15 protein-coding genes are annotated in these 21,266 nt (G+C 70.4%); 8 read left to right on the forward strand and 7 right to left on the reverse strand.

Annotation, left to right across the window (positions count from 1 at the left end):
- Positions 1-189: 189 nt before the first annotated feature.
- The gene (gene dnaE / locus ACZ53N_RS13300) at positions 190-3,729 is read right to left on the reverse strand and encodes a DNA polymerase III subunit alpha (RefSeq protein ID WP_130877307.1); all 3,540 of its coding nucleotides are present in this window, start codon (positions 3,727-3,729) and stop codon (positions 190-192) included.
- A gap of 182 nt (positions 3,730-3,911) precedes the next feature.
- Between dnaE and ACZ53N_RS13305 the strand changes: the two genes are divergently transcribed.
- The 6 genes from ACZ53N_RS13305 to ACZ53N_RS13330 all read left to right on the forward strand — a co-directional run bounded on the left by ACZ53N_RS13305 (position 3,912) and on the right by ACZ53N_RS13330 (position 10,349).
- A complete protein-coding gene (locus ACZ53N_RS13305; protein WP_469140984.1) occupies positions 3,912-5,252 on the forward strand; it encodes a DUF2252 domain-containing protein in 1,341 nt (446 codons plus the stop codon).
- 123 nt (positions 5,253-5,375) lie between these two features.
- Positions 5,376-6,011: a hypothetical protein gene (locus ACZ53N_RS13310; protein WP_469140985.1), complete on the forward strand. Its 636-nt coding sequence runs from the start codon at positions 5,376-5,378 to the stop codon at positions 6,009-6,011.
- A 51-nt stretch (positions 6,012-6,062) separates the two neighbouring features.
- Positions 6,063-6,881, forward strand: a complete 819-nt coding sequence (locus ACZ53N_RS13315) for a thioredoxin domain-containing protein (protein ID WP_469140986.1) — start codon at positions 6,063-6,065, stop codon at positions 6,879-6,881.
- Positions 6,882-6,966: 85 nt separating this feature from the next.
- Positions 6,967-7,656, forward strand: coding sequence for a hypothetical protein (locus tag ACZ53N_RS13320; RefSeq protein WP_469141095.1), 690 nt, complete (start codon positions 6,967-6,969; stop codon positions 7,654-7,656).
- A 49-nt stretch (positions 7,657-7,705) separates the two neighbouring features.
- Entirely contained in the window at positions 7,706-8,551 is an 846-nt protein-coding gene (locus ACZ53N_RS13325) for a thioredoxin domain-containing protein (RefSeq protein WP_469140987.1), read from the forward strand.
- Between the two features lie 121 nt (positions 8,552-8,672).
- Entirely contained in the window at positions 8,673-10,349 is a 1,677-nt protein-coding gene (locus tag ACZ53N_RS13330; RefSeq protein ID WP_469140988.1) for an alkaline phosphatase D family protein, read from the forward strand.
- Between the two features lie 150 nt (positions 10,350-10,499).
- Here ACZ53N_RS13330 and ACZ53N_RS13335 read toward each other — a convergent pair whose 3' ends face one another.
- On the reverse strand, positions 10,500-11,123 hold the full coding sequence (locus tag ACZ53N_RS13335; RefSeq protein ID WP_469140989.1) for a dienelactone hydrolase family protein: 624 nt from the start codon (positions 11,121-11,123) through the stop codon (positions 10,500-10,502).
- A 76-nt stretch (positions 11,124-11,199) separates the two neighbouring features.
- On the opposite strand from ACZ53N_RS13335, the gene ACZ53N_RS13340 reads away from it, so the two are divergent.
- Entirely contained in the window at positions 11,200-12,303 is a 1,104-nt protein-coding gene (locus ACZ53N_RS13340) for a mechanosensitive ion channel family protein (protein WP_469141096.1), read from the forward strand.
- 211 nt (positions 12,304-12,514) lie between these two features.
- Here the strand turns inward: ACZ53N_RS13340 and ACZ53N_RS13345 are convergent, their stop codons facing one another.
- The 5 genes from ACZ53N_RS13345 to ACZ53N_RS13365 all read right to left on the reverse strand — a co-directional run bounded on the left by ACZ53N_RS13345 (position 12,515) and on the right by ACZ53N_RS13365 (position 17,243).
- Positions 12,515-14,104 (reverse strand): Na+/H+ antiporter, encoded by a 1,590-nt coding sequence (locus tag ACZ53N_RS13345; RefSeq protein WP_469140990.1) that lies wholly within the window; start codon positions 14,102-14,104, stop codon positions 12,515-12,517.
- 84 nt (positions 14,105-14,188) lie between these two features.
- A complete protein-coding gene (locus ACZ53N_RS13350; protein ID WP_469140991.1) occupies positions 14,189-14,518 on the reverse strand; it encodes a GNAT family N-acetyltransferase in 330 nt (109 codons plus the stop codon).
- Positions 14,515-15,456, reverse strand: a complete 942-nt coding sequence (locus ACZ53N_RS13355; RefSeq protein WP_469140992.1) for an RluA family pseudouridine synthase — start codon at positions 15,454-15,456, stop codon at positions 14,515-14,517. The genes ACZ53N_RS13350 and ACZ53N_RS13355 overlap by 4 nt, the downstream gene beginning before the upstream one ends.
- 147 nt (positions 15,457-15,603) lie before the next feature.
- Positions 15,604-16,179 carry a signal peptidase II gene (gene lspA, locus ACZ53N_RS13360; RefSeq protein WP_469140993.1) on the reverse strand — a complete coding sequence of 192 codons (576 nt, stop codon included), beginning with the start codon at positions 16,177-16,179 and terminating at the stop codon, positions 15,604-15,606.
- Between the two features lie 77 nt (positions 16,180-16,256).
- Positions 16,257-17,243, reverse strand: a complete 987-nt coding sequence (locus tag ACZ53N_RS13365) for a TraR/DksA family transcriptional regulator (RefSeq protein ID WP_469140994.1) — start codon at positions 17,241-17,243, stop codon at positions 16,257-16,259.
- A gap of 468 nt (positions 17,244-17,711) precedes the next feature.
- On the opposite strand from ACZ53N_RS13365, the gene ileS reads away from it, so the two are divergent.
- Entirely contained in the window at positions 17,712-20,855 is a 3,144-nt protein-coding gene (gene ileS / locus ACZ53N_RS13370; protein ID WP_469140995.1) for an isoleucine--tRNA ligase, read from the forward strand.
- Positions 20,856-21,266 lie beyond the last annotated feature (411 nt).

Consider the following 21,266-nt stretch of genomic DNA (forward strand, 5'->3'; position numbering starts at 1 on the left):
GGGGGGGAGGGGGTGGGGGAAAGGGGGGGTGGTGTGGGGGCAGGCGGACCGAGGGTGGGGGTGGGGGGGGGGGGGTGGGGGGGGTGGTTTTCCCCCCCCCCCCCCCCCCCCCACGTTGCCATATGACGGAATTGTCAGCCTGTGTCGGTCGAACCCCGATCGGGCCCGGTCAGGCCCGGCATGATCCGCTCAGCCCGCCAGGCAGGAGGGGCCGAGCAGCACCTTGAGGTCGCCGAAGAGCGCCGGGTCCGGTGTCACCCGGTGGCGGTCCAGGCGCAGCACGGTCGTCTTGCGCGCGCCCTGGAGCTTGATCCGCACCTCGGTGGAGCCGCGGTGGTGGGTGAGGACCTGGCCGAGCTTCTCCACCAGCGGCGGGGTGACCTTGACCGTGGGGATGGTGATGATCACCGGGGCGTTGGTCCCGGCGTTGGAGAGGTCGGGGACCATCAGCTCCATGGCGACCAGACGGGGGATGTCCTCGCGCTTGTCGAGCCGCCCCTTGACGAAGACGACGGCGTCCTCGACGAGCTGGGTGGAGACCAGCTGGTAGGTGGCGGGGAAGAACATGCAGTCGATGGAACCGGCCAGGTCCTCGACGGTGGCGATGGCCCAGGCGTTGCCCTGCTTGGTCATCTTGCGCTGGAGGCCGGAGATGATGCCGCCGATGGTCACGATCGCCCCGTCGGCGTGCTCACCGCCGGTGAGCTGGGAGATCGCGGCGTCGGCCTTGTCGTTCAGGACGTGCTCGATGCCGAAGAGCGGGTGGTCGGAGACATAGAGGCCGAGCATTTCGCGCTCCTGCGCGAGGAGGTAGGACTTCTCCCACTCGATGTCGGAGAATTCCACGTCGAGCCCGAAGCCGGGCTCGTCGCTGTCCGCCTCGCCCATGCCGCCGAAGAGGTCGAACTGACCCTCGGCCTCCTTGCGCTTGACCTGGACCACGTTGTCGATCATCGGTTCGTAGTGCGCGGTGAGGCCCTTGCGGGTGTGGCCCATCTCGTCGAAGGCGCCGGCCTTGATCAGCGATTCGACGGTCCGCTTGTTGCAGACGACGGCCTCGACCTTGTCGAGGAAGTCGGGGAAGGAGCTGTACTTCCCCTTGGACTTGCGGCAGCGGATGATCGAGTCCACCACGTTCTGTCCGACGTTGCGGACGGCGGTGAGGCCGAAGAGGATCACGTCGTCGCCCTGGGCGGCGAAGTTCGACTCGGACTCGTTGACATTGGGCGGCAGCACCTTGATGCCCATGCGACGGCATTCGTTGAGGTACGTCGCCGACTTGTCCTTGTCGTCCTTGACCGAGGTCAGCAGGGCGGACATGTACTCGGCCGGGTAGTTGGCCTTGAGGTAGGCGGTCCAGTAGGTGACCAGGCCGTACGCCGAGGAGTGCGCCTTGTTGAAGGCGTAGCCGGCGAAGGGGACCAGCACGTCCCACAGGGCCTGGATGGCCTCGTCGGAGAAACCCTTCTTCTTCGCGCCCTCCTTGAAGAAGACGAAGTTCTTCGCCAGCTCGTCGGGCTTCTTCTTGCCCATCACGCGGCGGAGGATGTCGGCCTCGCCGAGCGAGTACCCGGCGATGATCTGCGCGGCCTTCTGCACCTGCTCCTGGTACACGATGAGGCCGTAGGTGACGCCCAGGACCTCCTTGAGCGGCTCCTCCAGCTCCGGGTGGATCGGGGTGATCTCCTGCTGGCCGTTCTTGCGCAGGGCGTAGTTGGTGTGCGAGTTCATGCCCATCGGGCCCGGCCGGTAGAGGGCCGAGACGGCGGAAATGTCCTCGAAGTTGTCGGGCTTCATCAGGCGCAGCAGGGAGCGCATGGGGCCGCCGTCGAACTGGAAGACGCCGAGCGTGTCACCGCGGCAGAGCAGTTCGTACGTGGTGGGGTCGTCCAGCGGGATGGCCAGGAGGTCGATGTCGACGCCCTTGTTGGCCTTCACCATCTTGACGGCGTCGTCCATGATCGTGAGGTTGCGCAGGCCGAGGAAGTCCATCTTCAGCAGGCCGAGCGACTCACAGCTCGGGTAGTCCCACTGGGTGATGGTCACGCCGTCGGAGTGCCGCACCCAGACGGGGACGTGGTCGGTGATCGTCTCGCTGGACATGATCACACCGGCCGCGTGCACACCCATCTGGCGGACCAGGCCCTCGACGCCCTTCGCGGTGTCGATGACCTTCTTGACGTCCGGCTCGTTCTCGTACATCCCCCGGATCTCGCCGGCCTCGCCGTAGCGGGGGTGGCTCGGGTCGGTGATGCCGTTGAGGTCGATGCCCTTGCCGAGGACGTCGGCGGGCATGGCCTTGGTGAGCCGGTCGCCCATCGCGTAGGGGTAGCCGAGGACGCGGGCGGAGTCCTTGATCGCGTTCTTCGCCTTGATCTTGCCGTACGTGCCGATCATGGCGACCTTGTCGGCGCCGTACTTCTCGGTGACGTAGCGGATCACCTCACCGCGCCGGCGCTCGTCGAAGTCGATGTCGACATCGGGCATGGAGATGCGCTCGGGGTTGAGGAACCGCTCGAAGATCAGTCCGTGCTCGATGGGGTCGAGGTCGGTGATGCCCATGGCGTACGCGACGATCGAACCGGCCGCCGAGCCTCGCCCCGGGCCGACCGCGATGCCGTTGTTCTTGGCCCACATGATGAAGTCGGCGACCACGAGGAAGTACGCGGGGAACCCCATCTCGATGATGATGCCCATCTCGTACTCGACCTGCTTGAGCCGGTCCTCCGGGATGCCGCCGGGGTAGCGCCGGGCCATGCCGCGCATGGTCTCCTCGCGGAACCAGCTGACCTCGGTATGACCTTCGGGCACATCGAACTTCGGCATCAGGTTCCGCTCCTGGAACCAGCCCTCGGTGTCGATCTGGTCGGCGACCAGGCGCGTGTTGGCGCAGCCCTCCTGCCAGGCGTCGGAGGAGTCGATGGCGTACATCTCGTCCGTCGACTTGAGGTAGTAACCGGTGCCGTCGAACCGGAAACGGTCCGGGTCGGAGAGGTTCTTGCCGGTCTGGATGCAGAGCAGGGCGTCGTGCGCGCTCGCCTCGTGCGCGTAGGTGTAGTGGGAGTCGTTGGTGACCAGCGGGGGGATGCCGAGCTTCTTGCCGATCTCCAGCAGGCCGTCGCGGACCCGGCGCTCGATCTCGATGCCGTGGTCCATCAGCTCCAGGAAATAGCGGCCCTTGCCGAAGATGTCCTGGTAGTCGGAGGCGGCCTTGAGCGCCTCGTCGAAGTGGCCGAGCCGCAGTCGCGTCTGCACCTCGCCGGAGGGGCAGCCGGTGGAGGCGATCAGGCCCTCGGACCACTGGGAGATGGTCTCCTTGTCCATGCGCGGCCACTTGGTCAGCCAGCCCTCGGCGTACGCGTCGGAGGACAGCCGGAAGAGATTGTGCAGACCGGTCTTGTTCGCCGCCCAGATGGTCTTGTGGGTGTAACCACCCGAACCGGAGACGTCGTCCCGCTTCTGGTGCGGCTGGCCCCACTGGACGCGTCGCTTGTTGCGCCGGGACTCGGGCGCCACATACGCCTCGATGCCGATGATCGGGGTGACGCCCGCCTTCTTGGCCTGGTGGAAGAAGTCGTAGGCGCCGTGCAGGTTGCCGTGGTCGGACATGGCGATATGCGTCATGCCCATCTCATTGCAGGCCTTGAACATGTCCGACAGCCGCGCGGCACCGTCCAGCAGGGAGTACTGCGTGTGTACGTGCAGGTGCGTGAAAGGCGGCTTGGTCACGGTGGAAGACCTCCGGCGAACGGTCGGCGACAGCGGGGGAGACAGCTTTGAAGGTTACCGGCCCCCACCGACAATCGCGGGCACGCGCCGGTAGCCTCGCTCGTTGAGAGCGGCAGGACACCTGTCCGTTTCATGACCCTCCCCCGGCTACCGCTGGGGTGCCCCCACCAGGAGGACCAGCGATGGCGCTCGAGCACGTCCGGGCCACGCAGCGCGGCGAGGACATACTCGCCGTTTTCGACACCGCCTTCGGCACGCTCCTCGCGGCGGACCCCGCGGCCTTCCGGGTGAAGTTCCGCAAGATGGCGGCCTCGGCCTTCGCCTTCTACCGCGGCACCGCCTGCCTCTTCTACGCCGACCTGGCACGGTCCGGCGAGCACGAGGAGGGCGCCGAGGGCCCGTATCTGGACGAGCGCACGAGCCGGGTGTGGATCCACGGCGATCTGCACGCCGAGAACTTCGGCACGTACATGGACGCCAACGGCCGGCTGGTCTTCAACGTCAACGACTTCGACGAGGCCTACGTCGGCCCCTTCACCTGGGACCTCAAGCGCTTCGCCGCCTCCATCGCCCTGATCGGCTACACCAAGGCGCTCAGCGACGAGATGATCACCGAGCTGGTGCGGGTCTACGCCGCGGCCTACCGCGAGCGCATCCACGCGCTGGCCACCGGCGCCAAGAACGACGAGGTGCCGCCCTTCACCCTGGACACCGCCGAGGGTCCGCTGCTGGGCGCGCTGCGCGAGGCCCGCTCGCTGACCCGCTTCGGGCTGCTGGCCACGATGACCGGGATCCGGGACTTCGAGCGCCGCTTCCTGGCCGACGACGGCTCCATCGAGCTGGACGCCGCGACCCGCTACAAGATCCTCGCCGCGTTCGACGGCTATCTGGAGACGCTCCCCGACACCAGCCTGGCCCGCCCCGACTCCTACCGCGTCAAGGACGTCGTCGGCCGCCGGGGCATCGGCATCGGCAGCGCCGGCCTGCCCTCGTACAACATCCTCCTGGAGGGCAACAGCGACGCCCTGGAGAACGACGTCGTCATCTACATGAAGCAGGCGCAGACCCCGGCGGTCTCCCGGCACCTCACCGACCCGAAGGTGCGCGGCTACTTCCAGCACGAGGGCCACCGCACGGTCATCTCGCAGCGCGCCCTCCAGGCCCACGCCGACCCCTGGCTGGGCTGGACGGAGCTGGACGGGGCCGGGCAGCTGGTCGCCGAGATCTCGCCGTACGCGGTGGACCTCGACTGGTCGGACATCGACGACCCGGCCGAGATCGCGGCCGTCGTCGCCGACCTGGGCCGGGCCACCGCCACCATGCACGCGGCGGCCGACGACCAGAGCGGCCACTCGCTGGTGCCCTTCTCCACCGAGCGGGCCATCGACGCCGTGATCGCCGCCGACGAGGACGGCTTCGGCGACCTGCTCGTCGACTTCGCCCACTCCTACGGCGCCCGGGCCCGCGCGGACCACCAGATCTTCGTGGACCTCTTCCGCAACGGCCGCATCCCGGGCCTGTAGCGGACGGAAAACCGGCGAACCGCCCGTAGGGCCCGGGGGTGATTCCGGGCCCTACGGGCGGTTCAAGCCCCTGATCAGGGGCTTAAACCGCCTTTATCGCAGGCCGTGCCAGACTTGTCAGTCATGGACATTTCGGCGGCACGGTTGCGGGCATTGCGCGCGGCGCTGTTCACAGCGCTGTGCGTGACGCTGTCCGCGGCCTCCCATGTGCTGCTGTCGGGCACGCCGCTGCCCCTGCGCGCCGTCGCCGCGGCGTCCGCCGCCGTCTTCGCGCTCGCCTACGCGCTCGCGGGCCGGGAGCGCGGCTTCGGGCACATCGCCGCCCTCCTCGTTCCGCTGGAGCTGGCGGTCGACGCCCTCTTCACCGCCGGGCAGCGGACCTGCTACGGCACGGACGGCCGGCCCGTGCCGGGCGCCCTCACCGCGCTGTGCGGCGGTGGCGGGATCGAGGGGCCGTTCGCCCCCGCGGGCAGCCCGGGCACGGCGTCCTGGCTGCTGCTCGGCGCGCACCTGGTGGTCGGGCTGCTCGCCGCCGCCTGGCTGCGGCGCGGTGAAGCGGCGCTGGCCCGGCTGCTGCGGGCCGTCGCGACCCTCGCCTTCCGCCCGCTGCTGCTGGCGGTCGCGGCGGCCGCCCCCCTCGCGCGCCCCGGTGGCTCGCGCGTACGGGCCGTGCGCCACGCGCGCGTGCCGCTCGCCCCTCCTCTGCTTCTGCACTCCGTCGTGCGTCGCGGTCCCCCGCTCGGCCATTCCCTCGCCTGAGCGGTACGGCCCCCCACGCAGACAGCACGAACAGCACGGAGAAGTCGGAACATGAGCAAGCGCAACAACTGGGAGAACAAGCAGTCGGCCCGCGAGCGGCTGCGCGCCGAGCGGGAGCGGCAGGCCAAGAAGGAGAAGACCCGCCGCCAGCTCGTCGTCGCCGGGTCGGTCGCCGCGGCCCTGGCGGTCGCGGCGGGCATCGCCGTGGCCGTGACCCAGCTCGGCGGGGGCAAGGACTCCGACTGGGCGGCGGTGGCGAAGAAGGAGCTCGTCAAGCCCGCGAACACCGCAGGCGACAAGGGCACCGAGATCGTCATCGGCGACAAGAAGGCCAAGCACACCCTGGACCTCTACCAGGACATGCGCTGCCCGATCTGCTCGGTCTTCGAGCAGAACGTCGGCGGCACGCTCGAGAAGGACGTCAAGGACGGCAAGTACAAGATCTCGTACCACGTCGCCACGTTCCTCGACCGCAACTTCGGCGGCGACGGCTCGAAGAACGCGCTGAGCGCGCTCGGCTCGGCCCTGAACGTCGGCCCCGAGGCGTTCAGCGCCTACAACAAGGCCCTCTACGCGAAGGCCAACCACCCGCAGGAGACCAAGGACGACTACGCGAAGGACGACGTCCTGCTGAAGATCGCGGACGAGGTCCCGGCGCTCAAGGGCAACGCGGAGTTCCGCAAGAACGTCGAGGACGGCACCTTCGACAAGTGGGCGCTGGAGGTGTCCGCCGAGTTCGACAAGGCCAAGGACGTCACCGGCACCCCGACGCTCAAGCTCGACGGCAAGAAGCTGACGACGGACGGCAAGAACGTCCCGATCACCCCCGACCAGTACACCAAGACGGTCGACGCCGCGCTGAAGTCCTGACCCTCGCCCCGGGGTGTCCCGTCCCCGTCGTCGATGCCGAATCTTGACGCGACACATACCCACGATCGTGGCAAACTTCGGCCTCATGGAGGGGACGGGAGTTCGACTGAGAGCACTGCGCGCGGCGCTCTTCACGGCTTTCTGCCTCACGCTGTCCGCCGCCTCCCACGTGCTTCTCTCGCGGATGCCGCTGCCGCTGTCCACGGTCGCCGTGCTGGCCGGCGCGTTCTTCACGATCGCCTACGCGCTGGCGGGCCGGGAGCGGGGTTACGGGCAGATCGCCGCCCTCCTCGTCCCCCTGGAGCTGGTGGCCGACACCGTCTTCACCGCCGGGCAGCACACCTGTTACGGCCAGGCGGGCGGTCCGATCGCGGGCCCGCTGCGCTCGATGGGCGTCGATCTGGTCTGCCGCGGCGGCGACTTCGGCACCCCGCTGGCCCGGCTGGCCGCCCGGAGCGGCAGCGGCCCGCTCCCCGCGGTCCCCGCGGCGGGATCCGCCACCCCGTGGCTGCTGCTCGCCGGACACATCGCGGTCGGTCTGCTGGCCGCCGCGTGGCTGCGCCGCGGCGAGGTGGCGCTGGCCCGGCTGCTGCGCGCGGTCGCGGGCCTCGCCTTCCGTCCGCTGCTGCTGGTCATCGCCACGGTGGCGCACCTCGCGCGCCCCGCGGGCCCGGGCCCGCGGCCCGTGCGCCACGCGCGCGTGCCCCGCTCGTTGCCCCTGCTCGTCCACTCCGTCGTGCGACGCGGTCCGCCCCTGTGCCCGGCAGTCGCCTGAGCACCAGCGTTCCCCCTCATTCGTACGTTCATCACCCGGAGAAGACCTCATGAGCAACCGCAACAACCAGCAGAACAAGCAGGCCGCCCGCGAGCGGCTGCGCGCCGAGCGGGAGCGGCAGGCCAAGAAGGAGAAGACCCGCCGCCAGCTCGTCGTCGCCGGGTCGATCGTCGTCGTGCTCGCGATAGCCGGCGGCATCGGTTACGCGGTGACCAACATGACCAACGGCAGCAAGAACAACAAGGTCTCCGCCAAGGCGTGGCAGGCCGCGGCCGACAAGACGGACTACAAGCAGCCCGCCAACACCACCGGCGACAAGGGCACCACGGTCGTCATCGGCAAGAAGGACGCGAAGAACACCCTCGAGATCTACGAGGACATGCGCTGCCCGATCTGCGCGGACTTCGAGGCCACCACGGGCGACACCATCCTGAAGGACATCAAGGACGGCAAGTACAAGGCGCAGTTCACGATGGGCGCCTTCCTCGACGACAACCCGCAGATCGCGGGCTCCGGTTCGCGCAACGCCCTGAGCGCGCTGGGCGCGGCGCTGAACGTCGGCCCGGACGTCTTCCTCGAGTACAAGAAGGCGCTCTTCGACAAGAAGAACCACCCGCAGGAGACGGACGACGCCTACTCCGACGACGCCAAGCTGATCGAGATCGCCCAGTCGGTCAAGGAGCTCAAGGGCAACAAGGACTTCGACGCCGCGGTCGAGAAGGGCACCTACGACAAGTGGGCCCTGGCCGTCGCCGCGAACTTCAAGAAGGCCAAGGACGTGACCGGCACGCCGACCTTCAAGCTCAACGGCGAGAAGCTGACGGGCGCGGGCGGCGGCGCCCCGGGCTCGCCCCAGGAGTTCACCTCGCTGGTGGACGCGGCGCTGAAGAAGTAGCCGCGTACCGGCGGCCACGGTAATGATCTGTCGTCGCCGGGCCGACGGGCGGGCGAACTCTTGGAGTCCGTCCGCCCCATGGCCTTACCCCCGGTTTTACCGGAAAGTAATATGACGGCCCGTGACCTCATCTGACCAGATCTCGCGCCGCACGGCCGTCACGGCCGTAGCCGCCACCACGACCGCGGCCCTGCTGCCCCTGGCCACCGCCCCCGCCGCCCACGCGCGGCCCGCCGTGCCCGCGCCCGCCGGTGCCCCCGCCACCGGGACCACCGCGGGCACCGGCTTCCTGCACGGAGTCGCCTCCGGCGACCCGCTTCCCGACGGTGTCCTGCTGTGGACGCGGGTCACGCCCGCTCCCGAAGCCGTTCCCGGCTCCGGGCTGGGCCCGGACGTCGAGGTCCGCTGGGAGGTGGCCGAGGACGCGGCCTTCGCCCACGTCGTCGCGCACGGCACGGCCACCGCGACGGCCGCGACGGACCACACCGTCAAGGCCGACGTCCGGGGCCTCCGACCGGCCACCGACTACCACTTCCGCTTCACCACAGGTGATGCCGTCTCCCCCGCCGCCCGTACCCGCACGGCCCCCGCCCACGGCGCGGCCACCGCGGGCGTACGCTTCGGCGTCGTCTCCTGCGCCAACTGGGAGGCGGGTTACTTCTCCGCCTACCGCCACCTCGCCGGGCGCAGAGACCTGGACGCGGTGCTGCACCTCGGCGACTACATCTACGAGTACGGGACGGGCACCTACCCCGCCGCGAAGTACGTCGTGCGCCCGCACTCCCCCGCCCACGAGATCGTCAGCCTGGCCGACTACCGCGTCCGCCACGGCCGTTACAAGACCGACCCCGATCTCCAGGCGCTGCACCGGGCGCACCCGACGGTGGCCATCTGGGACGACCACGAGTTCGCCAACGACGCCTGGTCGGGCGGCGCCGAGAACCACACGCCCGGCGCGGAAGGCGACTGGACCGCGCGCATGGCCGCCGCGAAGCAGGCCTACTTCGAGTGGATGCCGGTCCGCCCATCCGTCGAGGGCACCACCTACCGGCGGCTGCGCTTCGGCAAGCTCGCCGACCTGCACCTGATGGACCTGCGCTCGTTCCGCTCGCAGCAGGCCAAGGGCGGCGCGGTCGACGACCCCGAGCGCACCCTCACCGGCCGGGCCCAGCTCGACTGGCTCAAGGCGGGCCTGGCGTCGTCCGACACCACCTGGCGCCTCGTCGGCAACTCCGTGATGATCTCCCCGGTGGCCTTCGGCGCCCTGCCCGCCCATCTGCTGGAGCCGCTCGCCAAGCTGCTCGGGCTGCCCGCGGGCGGCTTCACGATCAACGCCGACCAGTGGGACGGGTACACGGACGACCGGCGCGAGCTGCTCGCCCACCTCGCCGACCGCGCGATCCGCAACACCGTCTTCCTCACCGGCGACATCCACATGGCCTGGGCCAACGACGTGCCCCGTACCGCCGCGACGTACCCGATATCACCGTCCGTGGCCACCGAGTTCGTGGTCACCTCGGTGACCTCGGACAACATCGACGACCTGCTGCATGTGCCGCCGCACACGGTCTCCCTCGCCGCCGCCACCGCGATCAAGGCCGCCAACCGGCATGTGAAGTGGCTCGACATGGACTCGCACGGCTACGGCGTCCTCGACATCACCGCCGAGCACGCCCAGATGGACTACTACGTGCTGTCCGACAGGAAGGACCCCAAGGCCACGTCCTCCTGGTCCCGGTCCTACCGGACGCGCTCGGGCGCGCAGCGGGTCGAACGGGCGCAACGACCGGTCGGCTAGCCGCCGTCCACCGCACCACCGCTGCGCGGCGGTGTCCTCAAGCGCCAAACGGGCTGCATTTGCAGCCCGTTTGGGGGCACCTCCCAGCGGTGGCCGGGGGAGACTGAGGACGCGCCCGCAGGTTGCCGCCGCAGGCGGCGAAACAGGGACCTAAGCCACGTCGCCAAGGAAGCCAAGGGCCACCTTCCACGCGGCCTCGGCCGCTTCCTTGTCGTAGTCCGGCAGCTCGGGGTCGGTGAACAGGTGCCCGGCCCCGGCGTAGCGGTAGATCTCCACGTCCGCGCCCGCCCGCTGCATCCGCAGGTACCAGGCGTTGAGCCAGTCGTGCGGCTCGAACGGGTCCGGGTCCGCGACGTGCAGCTGCACGGGCAGCTCGTCCACGGACGCGTCCTCGGCGAGGTCGGAGGTGCCGTGCAGGAGCAGCAGGCCACGCGCCTTCTCGTCACCCAGTGCGAGGTTCTGCGCGATGGATCCGCCGAGCGAGAAGCCCGCGTAGACGAGTCCGCGGTCGGACAGCGGCGCGACCGCGGTGATGGCCCGGCGCAGCAGCTCCTCCTGGCCGATCTCGTCCTTGATCAGCATGCCCGCCTCGACGGTGTCCGCCGTCCGGCCGTCGTAAAGGTCCGGAACGTGTACCTCGTGACCGGCGGCGCGCAGGCGCTCCGCGGCGGCGTGCACCGCGGGCCGCAGCCCGAAGGCTGAATGAAACAGGACAATCGTGGTAGGGGACGCCACTGGAGTCACTTCCTTACGGGTGGATCGCGTGCCCCCCATCGTGCCAGTTACGGTCGGGAGGACGCCCACCGGAGAGCAGCGAGGACCCGCAGGCCGGAAGGAGCCACACGTGTCCATGGAGGACGTGCTGCGTCCGATAGTCGTCGTCGGTGGGGCGGTGCTCATCACCGCCGTGGTCGGCTGGGTGGCCGACCAGATCCTGAACAGGATCGCCGCCCGACACCCCGAGATGCCGCTGTGGGGCCTGCTGGGCCGCTGCCGGTTGCCGCTGCGCCTGGTGCTGTGCGCGGCGCTGCTGCGCGGCAGCTACGAGTCCTCGGGGGTGGCCGAGGGGCACGAGGCCGGGGTGGGCCAGACGCTGACCCTGATACTGATCGGCGCGTGTGCCTGGCTGGTGGTCCGGGTGGCCACCGCCGTGGTCGAGTCGACGTACGCCCGCTATGCCGCGCACGCGGCGGACCCCGCCCGGGTGCGCCGGGTGCGCACCCAGGTCACCCTGATCCAGCGGATCGTCACGGCCGCCGTCTGTGTGGTGGCGGTGGCAGCGATGCTGCTGACCTTCCCGGCGATGAAGACCGTCGGGACCTCGATGCTGGCCTCGGCCGGTGTGATCGGCATCGTGGCCGGTGTCGCGGCGCAGTCCACGCTCGGCAATCTCTTCGCCGGGCTGCAGATCGCCTTCGGCGACCTGGTCCGTATCGGTGACACGGTCGTGGTCGACGGCGAGTGGGGCAAGGTCGAGGAGATCACGCTCACCTATCTGGTGGTGACCACCTGGGACGAGCGGCGGATCACCATGCCGGTGTCGTACTTCACCAGCAAGCCGTTCGAGAACTGGTCGCGCGGCAACCCCCGGATGACCGGCACGGTGTTCTTCCACCTCGACCACTCGACCCCGATAGACCTGCTGCGCGACTACCTCCACAACGTGCTCAAGAGCAGCCACGAGTGGGACGAACGGGCCTGGGGGCTGGTCGTCACCGACAGCACGCCCTCGACCATCCAGGTGCGGGCGCTGGTGACCGCCAAGGACGCCGACGACATCTGGACGCTGCGCTGTCTGGTGCGCGAACAGCTCATCGAGTGGCTGCGGCGGGAGCACCCGTACGCGCTGCCGCGCATCAACACCGCCCCGGCGCCCGGCCTGGAGGAGGCGCCCGCGCGCCGGCAGGCCCCGCCCACCGCGGACGACATCGGCCCGGGGCCGGGGATGAATTAGGGCGTGCGCGGCGGAACACAGGGGCGCACCACCGCTGCGCGGCGGTGTCCTCAAACGCCGGACGGGCTGGTATTGGCTGAGCTCAGCCGAAATCAAGCCCGTCCGGCGTTTGAGGACGCGCCCGCAGGGCGCTCGCCGCCGCAGGCGGCACGATCGGCCCGCAGCCGAAGAACCACCGGTCAGGCGAGAGGCGGCGACGACGGCCCGCGCGCTAGCCGCGCAGGCTGCGCACGTCCAGTTGGCGCAACACCCGGTCGACGACCTCGGGGTCGGCGCCGGGCTCGCTGCGCGCGGCCATCACCTCGTGCCGGGCGGCGGAGAGCATCTCGTTCTGGATGCGCTGGACGGTGCGGATCCGCTCGACTCGCTGGGCGTGGGCCTCGCGGCGCTCCTCGTCCACCATGTCCGGGCTGATCCGGGCGCCCACCTCGTAGGCCCGCCGGTGGAGCTGTTCGACGAGGTCCTCGGGGAGGTCCTCGTCCTGTTCGATCTCCTTGAGCCGGCGTTTGGCGGCCTTGGAGACGCGCACGGCGAGCTGTCGCGACAGCTCCCGCTCGGCGTCGGTGTCGGATTCCACGCCGAGCCGCTTGACCAGCCAGGGCAGGGTGAGGCCCTGGACGACGAGGGTGGCGACGATGACGGCGAAGGCGATGAAGAGCATCTCGTCGCGGGCCGGGAAGGGCAAGCCGTCGTCGGTGTGCAGCGGGATGGCGAGGGCCAGCGCGACGGAGGCGACACCGCGCATCCCGGACCACCACATCACGACCGTCTCGCGCCAGCTCATCGGGATCTCCTCGTCGAGGTCCCGGCGCCGGTGCAGCTTCTTCGCGAGCCACGCGGCGGGCAGCAGCCACAGCAGGCGTACGCCGATGACGACGGCGACGACGACGGCCCCCGTCCGGAGCATCTCGCCCCAGCGGCCGGAGGCGACGTGGAAGACGTTGTGGAGCTCCAGGCCGATGAGCCCGAAGGCGACGCCGGTGACGAGGGTGTCGACGACCTCCCAGAAGGTGTGCCCGGCCAGCCGTCCGAGGACGTCGTCGGGGTCCGTGGCGTACTCCGCGAGGAAGAGCGCGGTGACCAGCACGGCGAGCACGCCGGAGCCCTTGAACTCCTCGGCCAGGACGTAGGAGACGAACGGCACCAGCAGGGTGAGCCCGATCTGGAGTGTCGCGTCGCCGAGGACGTCCATGAGCTTCTTGGTCGCCCAGCCGAGGCCCAGCCCGACCGCCAGGGCCACCACGGCGGACAGCACCAGTTCGGCGACGGCCCGGGGCAGCGAGAAGCTGCCGCTGACGGCCGCGGCGATGGCCACGTGGTAGAGCACGATGGCGGTGACGTCGTTGAAGAGCCCCTCGCCCTCCAGGATGGAGACCAGGCGGCGGGGCAGCCCGAGGGAGCCCGCGACGGCGGTGGCGGCGACGGGGTCGGGCGGGGCGACGAGCGCGCCGAGCGCGACGGCGGCGGCGATGGGCAGGCCGGGCACGATGGCGCCCGCGACGGCGGCGACGGCGGCGGTCGTGACGAAGACGAGCGCGACGGCGAGCAGGAAGATCGGTCGCAGGTTGGCCGCGAACTGCCGCCAGGAGGTGCGCTGCACGGAGGCGTAGAGCAGGGGCGGCAGCACCAGCGGGAGGATGAACTCCGGTGGGATCTCCACGTTCGGCACGAACGGCAGCAGCGCGAGGACGATCCCGCCCAGGGTCATCAGCACCGGTGACGGCAGCCCCAGCCGGTCCCCGAGCGGCACCATGACCACGGCCCCGATGAGCAGGATGAACAGCAGGGCGAGCTGGTCCACGGAGGCCCTCCGGGCGGGTGGGGGAACAGACGTTCAGGTCCCAGCCTGCCATGGAACGGGGCAAACCCCGTGATGCCGGGCGCCTCAGGCCGCCGCCGCACGACTCAGAGCGGTTTGGCCCGTGCCCCGTGCGGCGCCGCCGACGGCGAGCCGGCCGAGGACGGCCGTGGTGTCGTCGACGCCGGCGTGGGCGTACTTCCTGCGGGCGGGCCCGCCGTGCAGGAAGCGCACCGTGCCGAGGGGGCCGGCCGGGCCGGTGGCCAGGAGATGGACCGCGTCGGTGTCGTACGCGTCCATCTCCTCCGCCTCCGGGATCCGCTGCTCCACGACGAAGACCTCACGGCGCACGGCGAAGCAGTCCGCGAGGTCCGCCGGGCCCGCCGGGCGGATGACGCGAGGGGCGTCCTGGCTCACGAGCTTTCGGCGCGCACGATGTCCAGGGCCCGCTGCAGGTCCTCGGGGTAGGCGCTCTCGAACTCCACCCAGCGCCCGTCCTCGGGGTGCTCGAAGCCGAGCCGCATGGCGTGCAGCCACTGCCGGGTGAGGCCCAGCCGCTTGGCGAGGGTCGGGTCGGCGCCGTAGGTGATGTCGCCGACGCAGGGGTGCCGGTGCGCTGCCATGTGCACCCGGATCTGGTGCGTGCGGCCGGTCTCCAGCTTGATGTCGAGGAGGCTGGCGGCCCGGAACGCCTCGATGAGGTCGTAGTGGGTCACCGACGGCTTGCCCTCGGCGGTGACGGCCCACTTGTAGTCGTGGTTGGGGTGGCGGCCGATGGGGGCGTCGATGGTGCCGCTCATCGGATCCGGGTGGCCCTGGACCAGCGAGTGGTAGCGCTTGTCCACCGTGCGCTCGCGGAACTGCTGCTTGAGCAGGGTGTAGGCGCGCTCGGACTTGGCGACGACCATCAGGCCGGAGGTGCCGACGTCCAGGCGGTGCACGATGCCCTGGCGCTCGGACGCGCCCGAGGTGGAGATGCGGTAGCCGGCGGCGGCGAGACCGCCGATGACGGTGGTGCCGGTCCAGCCGGGACTCGGGTGCGCGGCGACGCCGACCGGCTTGACGATCACGACGATGTCGTCGTCGTCGTGGACGATCTCCATGCCCTCGACGGGCTCCGCGACGATCTGCACCGGCGCGGGCGCGGCGGGCATCTCGACCTCCAGCCAGGCCCCGCCGGAGACCCGGTCGGACTTCCCGGCCTCGGCCCCGTCGAGCTGGACCTTGCCCGCGGCCGCGAGTTCGGCCGCCTTGGTGCGGGAGAAACCGAACATGCGGGCGATGGCGGCGTCGACGCGCTCGCCTTCGAGGCCATCGGGGACGGGAAGGGCGCGGATCTCGGGAATGGTGCTCACCCGTCGAGTATGCCGGACGGGCCGGACCCGCCCGTACGCCCGTCCCAGGCGACAACGGCCCGGACCCCGTCGGGGACCGGGCCGGGAGGCGTCGCGGCAGGGCCGTCAGTCGTCGCAGCCGGGCCAGGAGGCGTCGCGGCAGGGCCGTCAGTCGTCGGTGTGGACGGTGCCGTCCGGGTCCAGGCCGCGGAAGGAGAGGATCACGATCAGGAAGCCGCCGCAGACGATCGCGGAGTCCGCGAGGTTGAAGACCGCGAAGTGCGCGGGGGCGATGAAGTCCACCACTCCGCCCTCGAAGCCGCCGGGCGACCGGAAGAGCCGGTCGGTGAGGTTACCGAAGGCGCCGCCCAGCAGCAGGCCGAGCGCGATCGCCCACGGCAGGCTGTAGAGCTTGCGGGCGAGGCGCGCGATGACCACGATCACGGCGGTGGCGATCACCGTGAAGATGATGGTCATCGCCTCGCCGATACCGAAGGCCGCGCCGCGGTTGCGGATCACGTTGAACTGGAGCCAGGTGCCGAACACCTGGATCGGATCGTGGTGCTCCAGCTTGGCCACCACGAGCAGCTTGCTGAGCAGGTCGAGCAGGTAGGCGAAAGCGGCGACCGAGAGGAGCACGCCGATCCGCCGCTTGCCCTTGGCCGCGCTGTTCTCGCCGGCCGTCGCCTCTCCGGCCCCGTCGGCGCCCTCCGGCATGCCGGTGGCCTGTTCCGCCTCTGTCACGTGAGTCCCTCGACGTCGTCCCACGCCAGGGCCCTGCCTGGCTGAGGTCGAGGGTACGGCACGGCGTGGGCGCCCGGTCAGCGACGTTCCTGACGCTGCTTGCACTCGACACACAGGGTGGCGCGCGGGAAGGCCTGCATCCGGGCCTTTCCGATGGGATTGCCACAGTTCTCACAGATCCCGTACGTACCGGCGTCGAGCCGCTCCAGCGCCCGCTCGGTCTGCTCCAGCATCTCCTGGGCGATGGCGGCCAGGGCCAGCTCGTGCTCGCGGGTGATGTTCTTGGTGCCGGTGTCGGCCTGGTCGTCGCCCGCGCCGTCGCCCGAGTCGCGCATCAGGCCGCTGATCGCCTCCTGGGCGGTGTCGATCTCGGACCGCAGCCGGACGATCTCGCTCTGCAGCTCCGTCCGGGCCTCGGCCACCTCCCCGGGCGACCAGGGTTCCTCGCCGGGGCGTACGGCGAGGGCCCCGGGCTCCGCGGCGCCCGCCCGGGCCCCCGGCACCGTCGCCGCGGCCTGTTCCTCGCTCATGGTCTTCTTAGCGGCCACCGTCCTGACTCCCGTCTTCTTGGCGGATGCCGCTTTCGCGGCCTGAGCAGCTGGTGCGGCCTGGGCCGGGGCAGTCTGCGCGGCCGCGGCGTCGGCGGGCGCGGCCTTCTTGGCCGCCACCTTGGTGGAGATCTTGGTCGGGGCCTTGGCCGCCGCCTTGTCCGTCGTCTTGGGCGCGGCCTTGGCCGCAGTCTTGGCTGTGGTCTTGGTCCCGGCCTTGGTGATCGTCTTCTTGGCGGCTTTCGCAGGCGCGGTCTTCACGGTCGTCTTCTTGGCAGCCTTCGCGGTCGCGGCCTTCTTCACCGGTGCGGTCTTCGTCGCCGCCTTCTTGGCTACGGCTTTTTTGGCTGCGGCCTTCGTGGCCGGGGCCTTTGGGGATGCGACCTTCTTGGCAGTGGCCGGAGCGGGAGCGGTCTTCGCGGTGGCCGGAGCAGGAGCGGTCTTGGTGGTCTTCCTGGCCGCGGGCGCGGCCTTCTTGGCCGGTGCGGCCGTCTTCACGGACTTCTTCGCCACCATGGCCCGCGACCCCTTCACATTTTATGATCTTGCGCGCGAATCGTGCCGGAACGATAAATCGGCTCCGGGCACGCGGCAACGGGCCACGCCGGTCTCAACCCTTGTGCCCCGCACCCGGCCCTGTAATCGGCGGCCCACGGCCGGCAGGGGTAATTCGGTCGGCCGTCCTCGGTGTGGCCCTTTACACTGGGCGCAGCGAAAGGCGTGGAAGGGACGAGTAGCGCCGCACGCAGCCATGAGCGATCCGGGGACGGTGTGAGCCCGGAGGTGTGCGCGGTGTGAAGATCACCCCCGAGCCGCCGGAAGAACGCCCCTCGCGGGGTCAGTAGAACCGGTGTCGCGGCCCAATGAGGGGGCCACAGGCGTGCTGCCTGCGGCCAAGGAGGGTGGTACCGCGGGAGCGAGAGGCTCTCGTCCCTCCGACGGAGAGCGCGACAGCGCAATGACGTTCCGCCGGAGGCAGACCAGATGAATCCGCAGCCGCAGTACCGCCAGGTGCCCGCACAGGTCGACCTACCCGCCCTCGAGCACGCCGTGCTCGACTTCTGGCGTGAGAACAAGGTCTTCGCCCGCACCCTGGAGCAGTCCGAGGGCCGCCCCGAGTGGGTCTTCTACGAAGGCCCCCCGACCGCCAACGGCATGCCGGGCGCGCACCACATCGAAGCCCGCGTCTTCAAGGACGTCTTCCCCCGCTTCCGCACCATGCAGGGCTACCACGTCGGCCGCAAGGCCGGCTGGGACTGCCACGGTCTGCCGGTCGAGCTGGCGGTGGAGAAGGAGCTGGGCTTCAACGGCAAGCAGGACATCGAGAAGTACGGCATCGCCGAGTTCAACGCGAAGTGCCGGGAGTCCGTGACCCGCCACACCGACGCGTTCACCGAGCTGACCACCCGCATGGGCTATTGGGTCGACCTGGACGACGCGTACCGCACGATGGACCCCGCGTACGTGCAGTCCGTGTGGTGGTCGCTGAAGGAGATCTTCAACAAGGGGCTGCTGGTCCAGGACCACCGCGTCGCCCCCTGGTGCCCCCGCTGCGGCACCGGCCTCTCCGACCACGAGCTGGCCCAGGGCTACGAGACGGTCGTCGACCCGTCCGTCTTCGTCCGCTTCCCGCTGACCTCCGGCCCGCTCGCGGGCGAGGCGGCGCTGCTGGTGTGGACGACCACGCCGTGGACGCTCGTCTCCAACACCGCCGCCGCCGCGCACCCGGACGTCACCTATGTCGTGGCCACCGACGGCAACGAGAAGCTGGTCGTCGCCGAGCCGCTGCTGGAGAAGGCCCTCGGTGAGGGCTGGACCGCCACCGGCCAGTCCTTCACCGGTCGCGAGATGGAGCGCTGGGCCTACCGCCGCCCGTTCGACCTGGTCGAGCTGGAGGGCGCCAACTTCGTCGTCAATGCCGAGTACGTGACGACCGAGGACGGCACCGGCCTCGTCCACCAGGCCCCGGCCTTCGGTGAGGACGACCTCAAGACCTGCCGCGCCTACGGCCTGCCGGTCGTGAACCCGGTCCGCCCCGACGGCACCTTCGAGGAGGGCCTCGCCCTCGTCGGCGGCGAGTTCTTCAAGAAGGCCGACGAGAAGCTCGTCGCGGACCTCTCCGAGCGCGGTCTGCTCTTCAAGCACATCGCCTACGAGCACAGCTACCCGCACTGCTGGCGCTGCCACACCGCGCTGCTCTACTACGCGCAGCCGTCCTGGTACATCCGCACCACCGCCGTGAAGGACCGGCTTCTCGAGGAGAACGAGAAGACCAACTGGTTCCCCGAGTCGGTCAAGCACGGCCGTTTCGGCGACTGGCTGAACAACAACATCGACTGGGCGCTCTCCCGCAACCGCTACTGGGGCACCCCGCTGCCCATCTGGCGCTGCGAGGAGAACCACCTCACCTGCGTCGGCTCGCTGGCCGAGCTCGGCGAGCTGACCGGCACCGACCAGAGCGCGCTGGACCCGCACCGCCCGTACATCGACGACGTCACCTTCACCTGCACCGCCGAGGGCTGCTCGCACACGGCCGTCCGCGTGCCGGAGGTCATCGACGCCTGGTACGACTCGGGTTCGATGCCGTTCGCGCAGTGGGGCTACCCGTACCAGAACAAGGAGATCTTCGAGAAGCGCTACCCGGCGCAGTTCATCTCGGAGGCCATCGACCAGACCCGCGGCTGGTTCTACACCCTGATGGCGGTCGGCACGCTCGTCTTCGACAAGTCGAGCTACGAGAACGTCGTCTGCCTCGGCCACATCCTCGCCGAGGACGGCCGGAAGATGTCCAAGCACCTGGGCAACATCCTCCAGCCGATCCCGTTGATGGACCAGCACGGCGCCGACGCCGTCCGCTGGTTCATGGCGGCCGGCGGCTCCCCGTGGGCCGCGCGCCGCGTCGGACACGGCACGATCCAGGAGGTCGTCCGCAAGACGCTCCTCACGTACTGGAACACGGTCGCCTTCCAGGCGCTGTACGCCCGTACGTCGGGCTGGGCGCCGTCCGCCGCCGACCCGGCCGCCGCCGAGCGGCCGCTGCTGGACCGCTGGCTGCTCAGCGAGCTCAACGCGCTGACCGACGAGGTCACCCAGGCCATGGACGCCTACGACACCCAGCGCGCCGGCAAGCTGCTGTCCTCCTTCGTGGACGACCTGTCCAACTGGTACGTGCGGCGTTCGCGCCGCCGTTTCTGGCAGGGCGACAAGGCCGCGCTGCGCACGCTGCACGAGGTCGTCGAGACGGTCACCCGGCTGATGGCCCCGCTGGTGCCCTTCATCACCGAGCGGGTGTGGCAGGACCTGATCGTGCCCGTCGACCCCGAGGCCCCGGCATCGGTCCACCTCTCCACCTGGCCGAAGGCGGACACCGCCCTCATCGACCCGACGCTGTCCCAGCAGATGCTGCTCGTCCGGCGCCTGGTCGAGCTGGGCCGCGCGACGCGCGCCGAGTCGGGCGTCAAGACCCGTCAGCCGCTGTCCCGCGCCCTGGTCGCGGCCGCCGGCTTCGAGTCGCTGGGCGCGGAGCTGCGGGCGCAGATCACCGAGGAGCTGAACGTCTCGTCCCTGGCCTCGCTGAGCGAGGTCGGCGGTTCGCTGGTCGACACCACGGCCAAGGCCAACTTCCGTGCCCTGGGCAAGCGGTTCGGCAAGGGCGTCCAGGCGGTGGCCAAGGCCGTCGCCGAAGCGGACGCCGCCGCGCTGTCGCTGGCCCTGCGCGAGGGCACCGCCTCGGTGGTCGTCGACGGGGAGGCCGTCTCCCTCTCCCCCGACGAGGTCATCATCACCGAAACCCCCCGCGAAGGCTGGTCGGTGGCCTCCGACTCGGGTGCGACCGTGGCACTGGACCTGGAGATCACCCCGGAGCTGCGTCGCGCCGGTCTCGCCCGCGACGCGATCCGTCTGATCCAGGAGGCGCGTAAGAACAGCGGTCTGGACGTCGCCGACCGGATCGCGGTCCGCTGGTCCGCGCCGGACGCCGAGACGGCCGGGGCACTGGCCGAGCACGCCGGCCTGATCGCGGACGAGGTCCTCGCGCTGGACTTCGCCCAGGGCGAGGGCGACGACTCCTACGGCGAGTCGTTCGAGGACGAGGGGCTCGGCCTCACGTTCCGCCTCCGCAAGGCGTAGGGCCTGTCCGGCGGATCTTCGTGGACAGCGAGCGGCGTCCGGGGCGTGCGATCGGAAGGCGGGGGATCGCCCTCGTACCGGTCGCACTCGGGCGACGCCGACAACGCGGCGAGCTCCCCCGGCTACCGCTGGGAGGTGCCCCCAGTGCCGGGCGTCGGGAGCCCGCGAAGATCCGCCGGACAGGACCTAACTCTTGGGCGGCACGCGCCGCCTGACGGAAAGCCCGGTGCGTCCGGGGGCCAAGGCCCCCCGGCACACCGGGCTTTGTCGTACCGCGGCCCGCACGACAGGCGGGCGGACGACGGAAACGGGCCGGGGGGGGGGGGGGGGGGGGGGGGGGGGGGGGGGGGGGTGTTTTTGGGTTTTGTGTGGTGGGGTTGGTGTTTTTCTTTTTTTTTCCTCGGGACACAG

The organism is Streptomyces sp. NPDC033229 (genome assembly GCF_055576875.1).

Coding starts and splice junctions, on each gene's coding strand:
- ACZ53N_RS13340 (WP_469141096.1), top strand. CDS start 11,200: ATGGAGGACGTGCTGCGTCCGATAGTCGTCGTCGGTGGGGCGGTGCTC.
- ACZ53N_RS13305 (WP_469140984.1), top strand. CDS start 3,912: ATGGCGCTCGAGCACGTCCGGGCCACGCAGCGCGGCGAGGACATACTC.
- ACZ53N_RS13320 (WP_469141095.1), top strand. CDS start 6,967: ATGGAGGGGACGGGAGTTCGACTGAGAGCACTGCGCGCGGCGCTCTTC.
- ACZ53N_RS13325 (WP_469140987.1), top strand. CDS start 7,706: ATGAGCAACCGCAACAACCAGCAGAACAAGCAGGCCGCCCGCGAGCGG.
- ACZ53N_RS13335 (WP_469140989.1), bottom strand. CDS start 11,123: ATGGGGGGCACGCGATCCACCCGTAAGGAAGTGACTCCAGTGGCGTCC.
- ileS (WP_469140995.1), top strand. CDS start 17,712: ATGAATCCGCAGCCGCAGTACCGCCAGGTGCCCGCACAGGTCGACCTA.
- ACZ53N_RS13310 (WP_469140985.1), top strand. CDS start 5,376: ATGGACATTTCGGCGGCACGGTTGCGGGCATTGCGCGCGGCGCTGTTC.
- ACZ53N_RS13365 (WP_469140994.1), bottom strand. CDS start 17,243: ATGGTGGCGAAGAAGTCCGTGAAGACGGCCGCACCGGCCAAGAAGGCC.
- ACZ53N_RS13315 (WP_469140986.1), top strand. CDS start 6,063: ATGAGCAAGCGCAACAACTGGGAGAACAAGCAGTCGGCCCGCGAGCGG.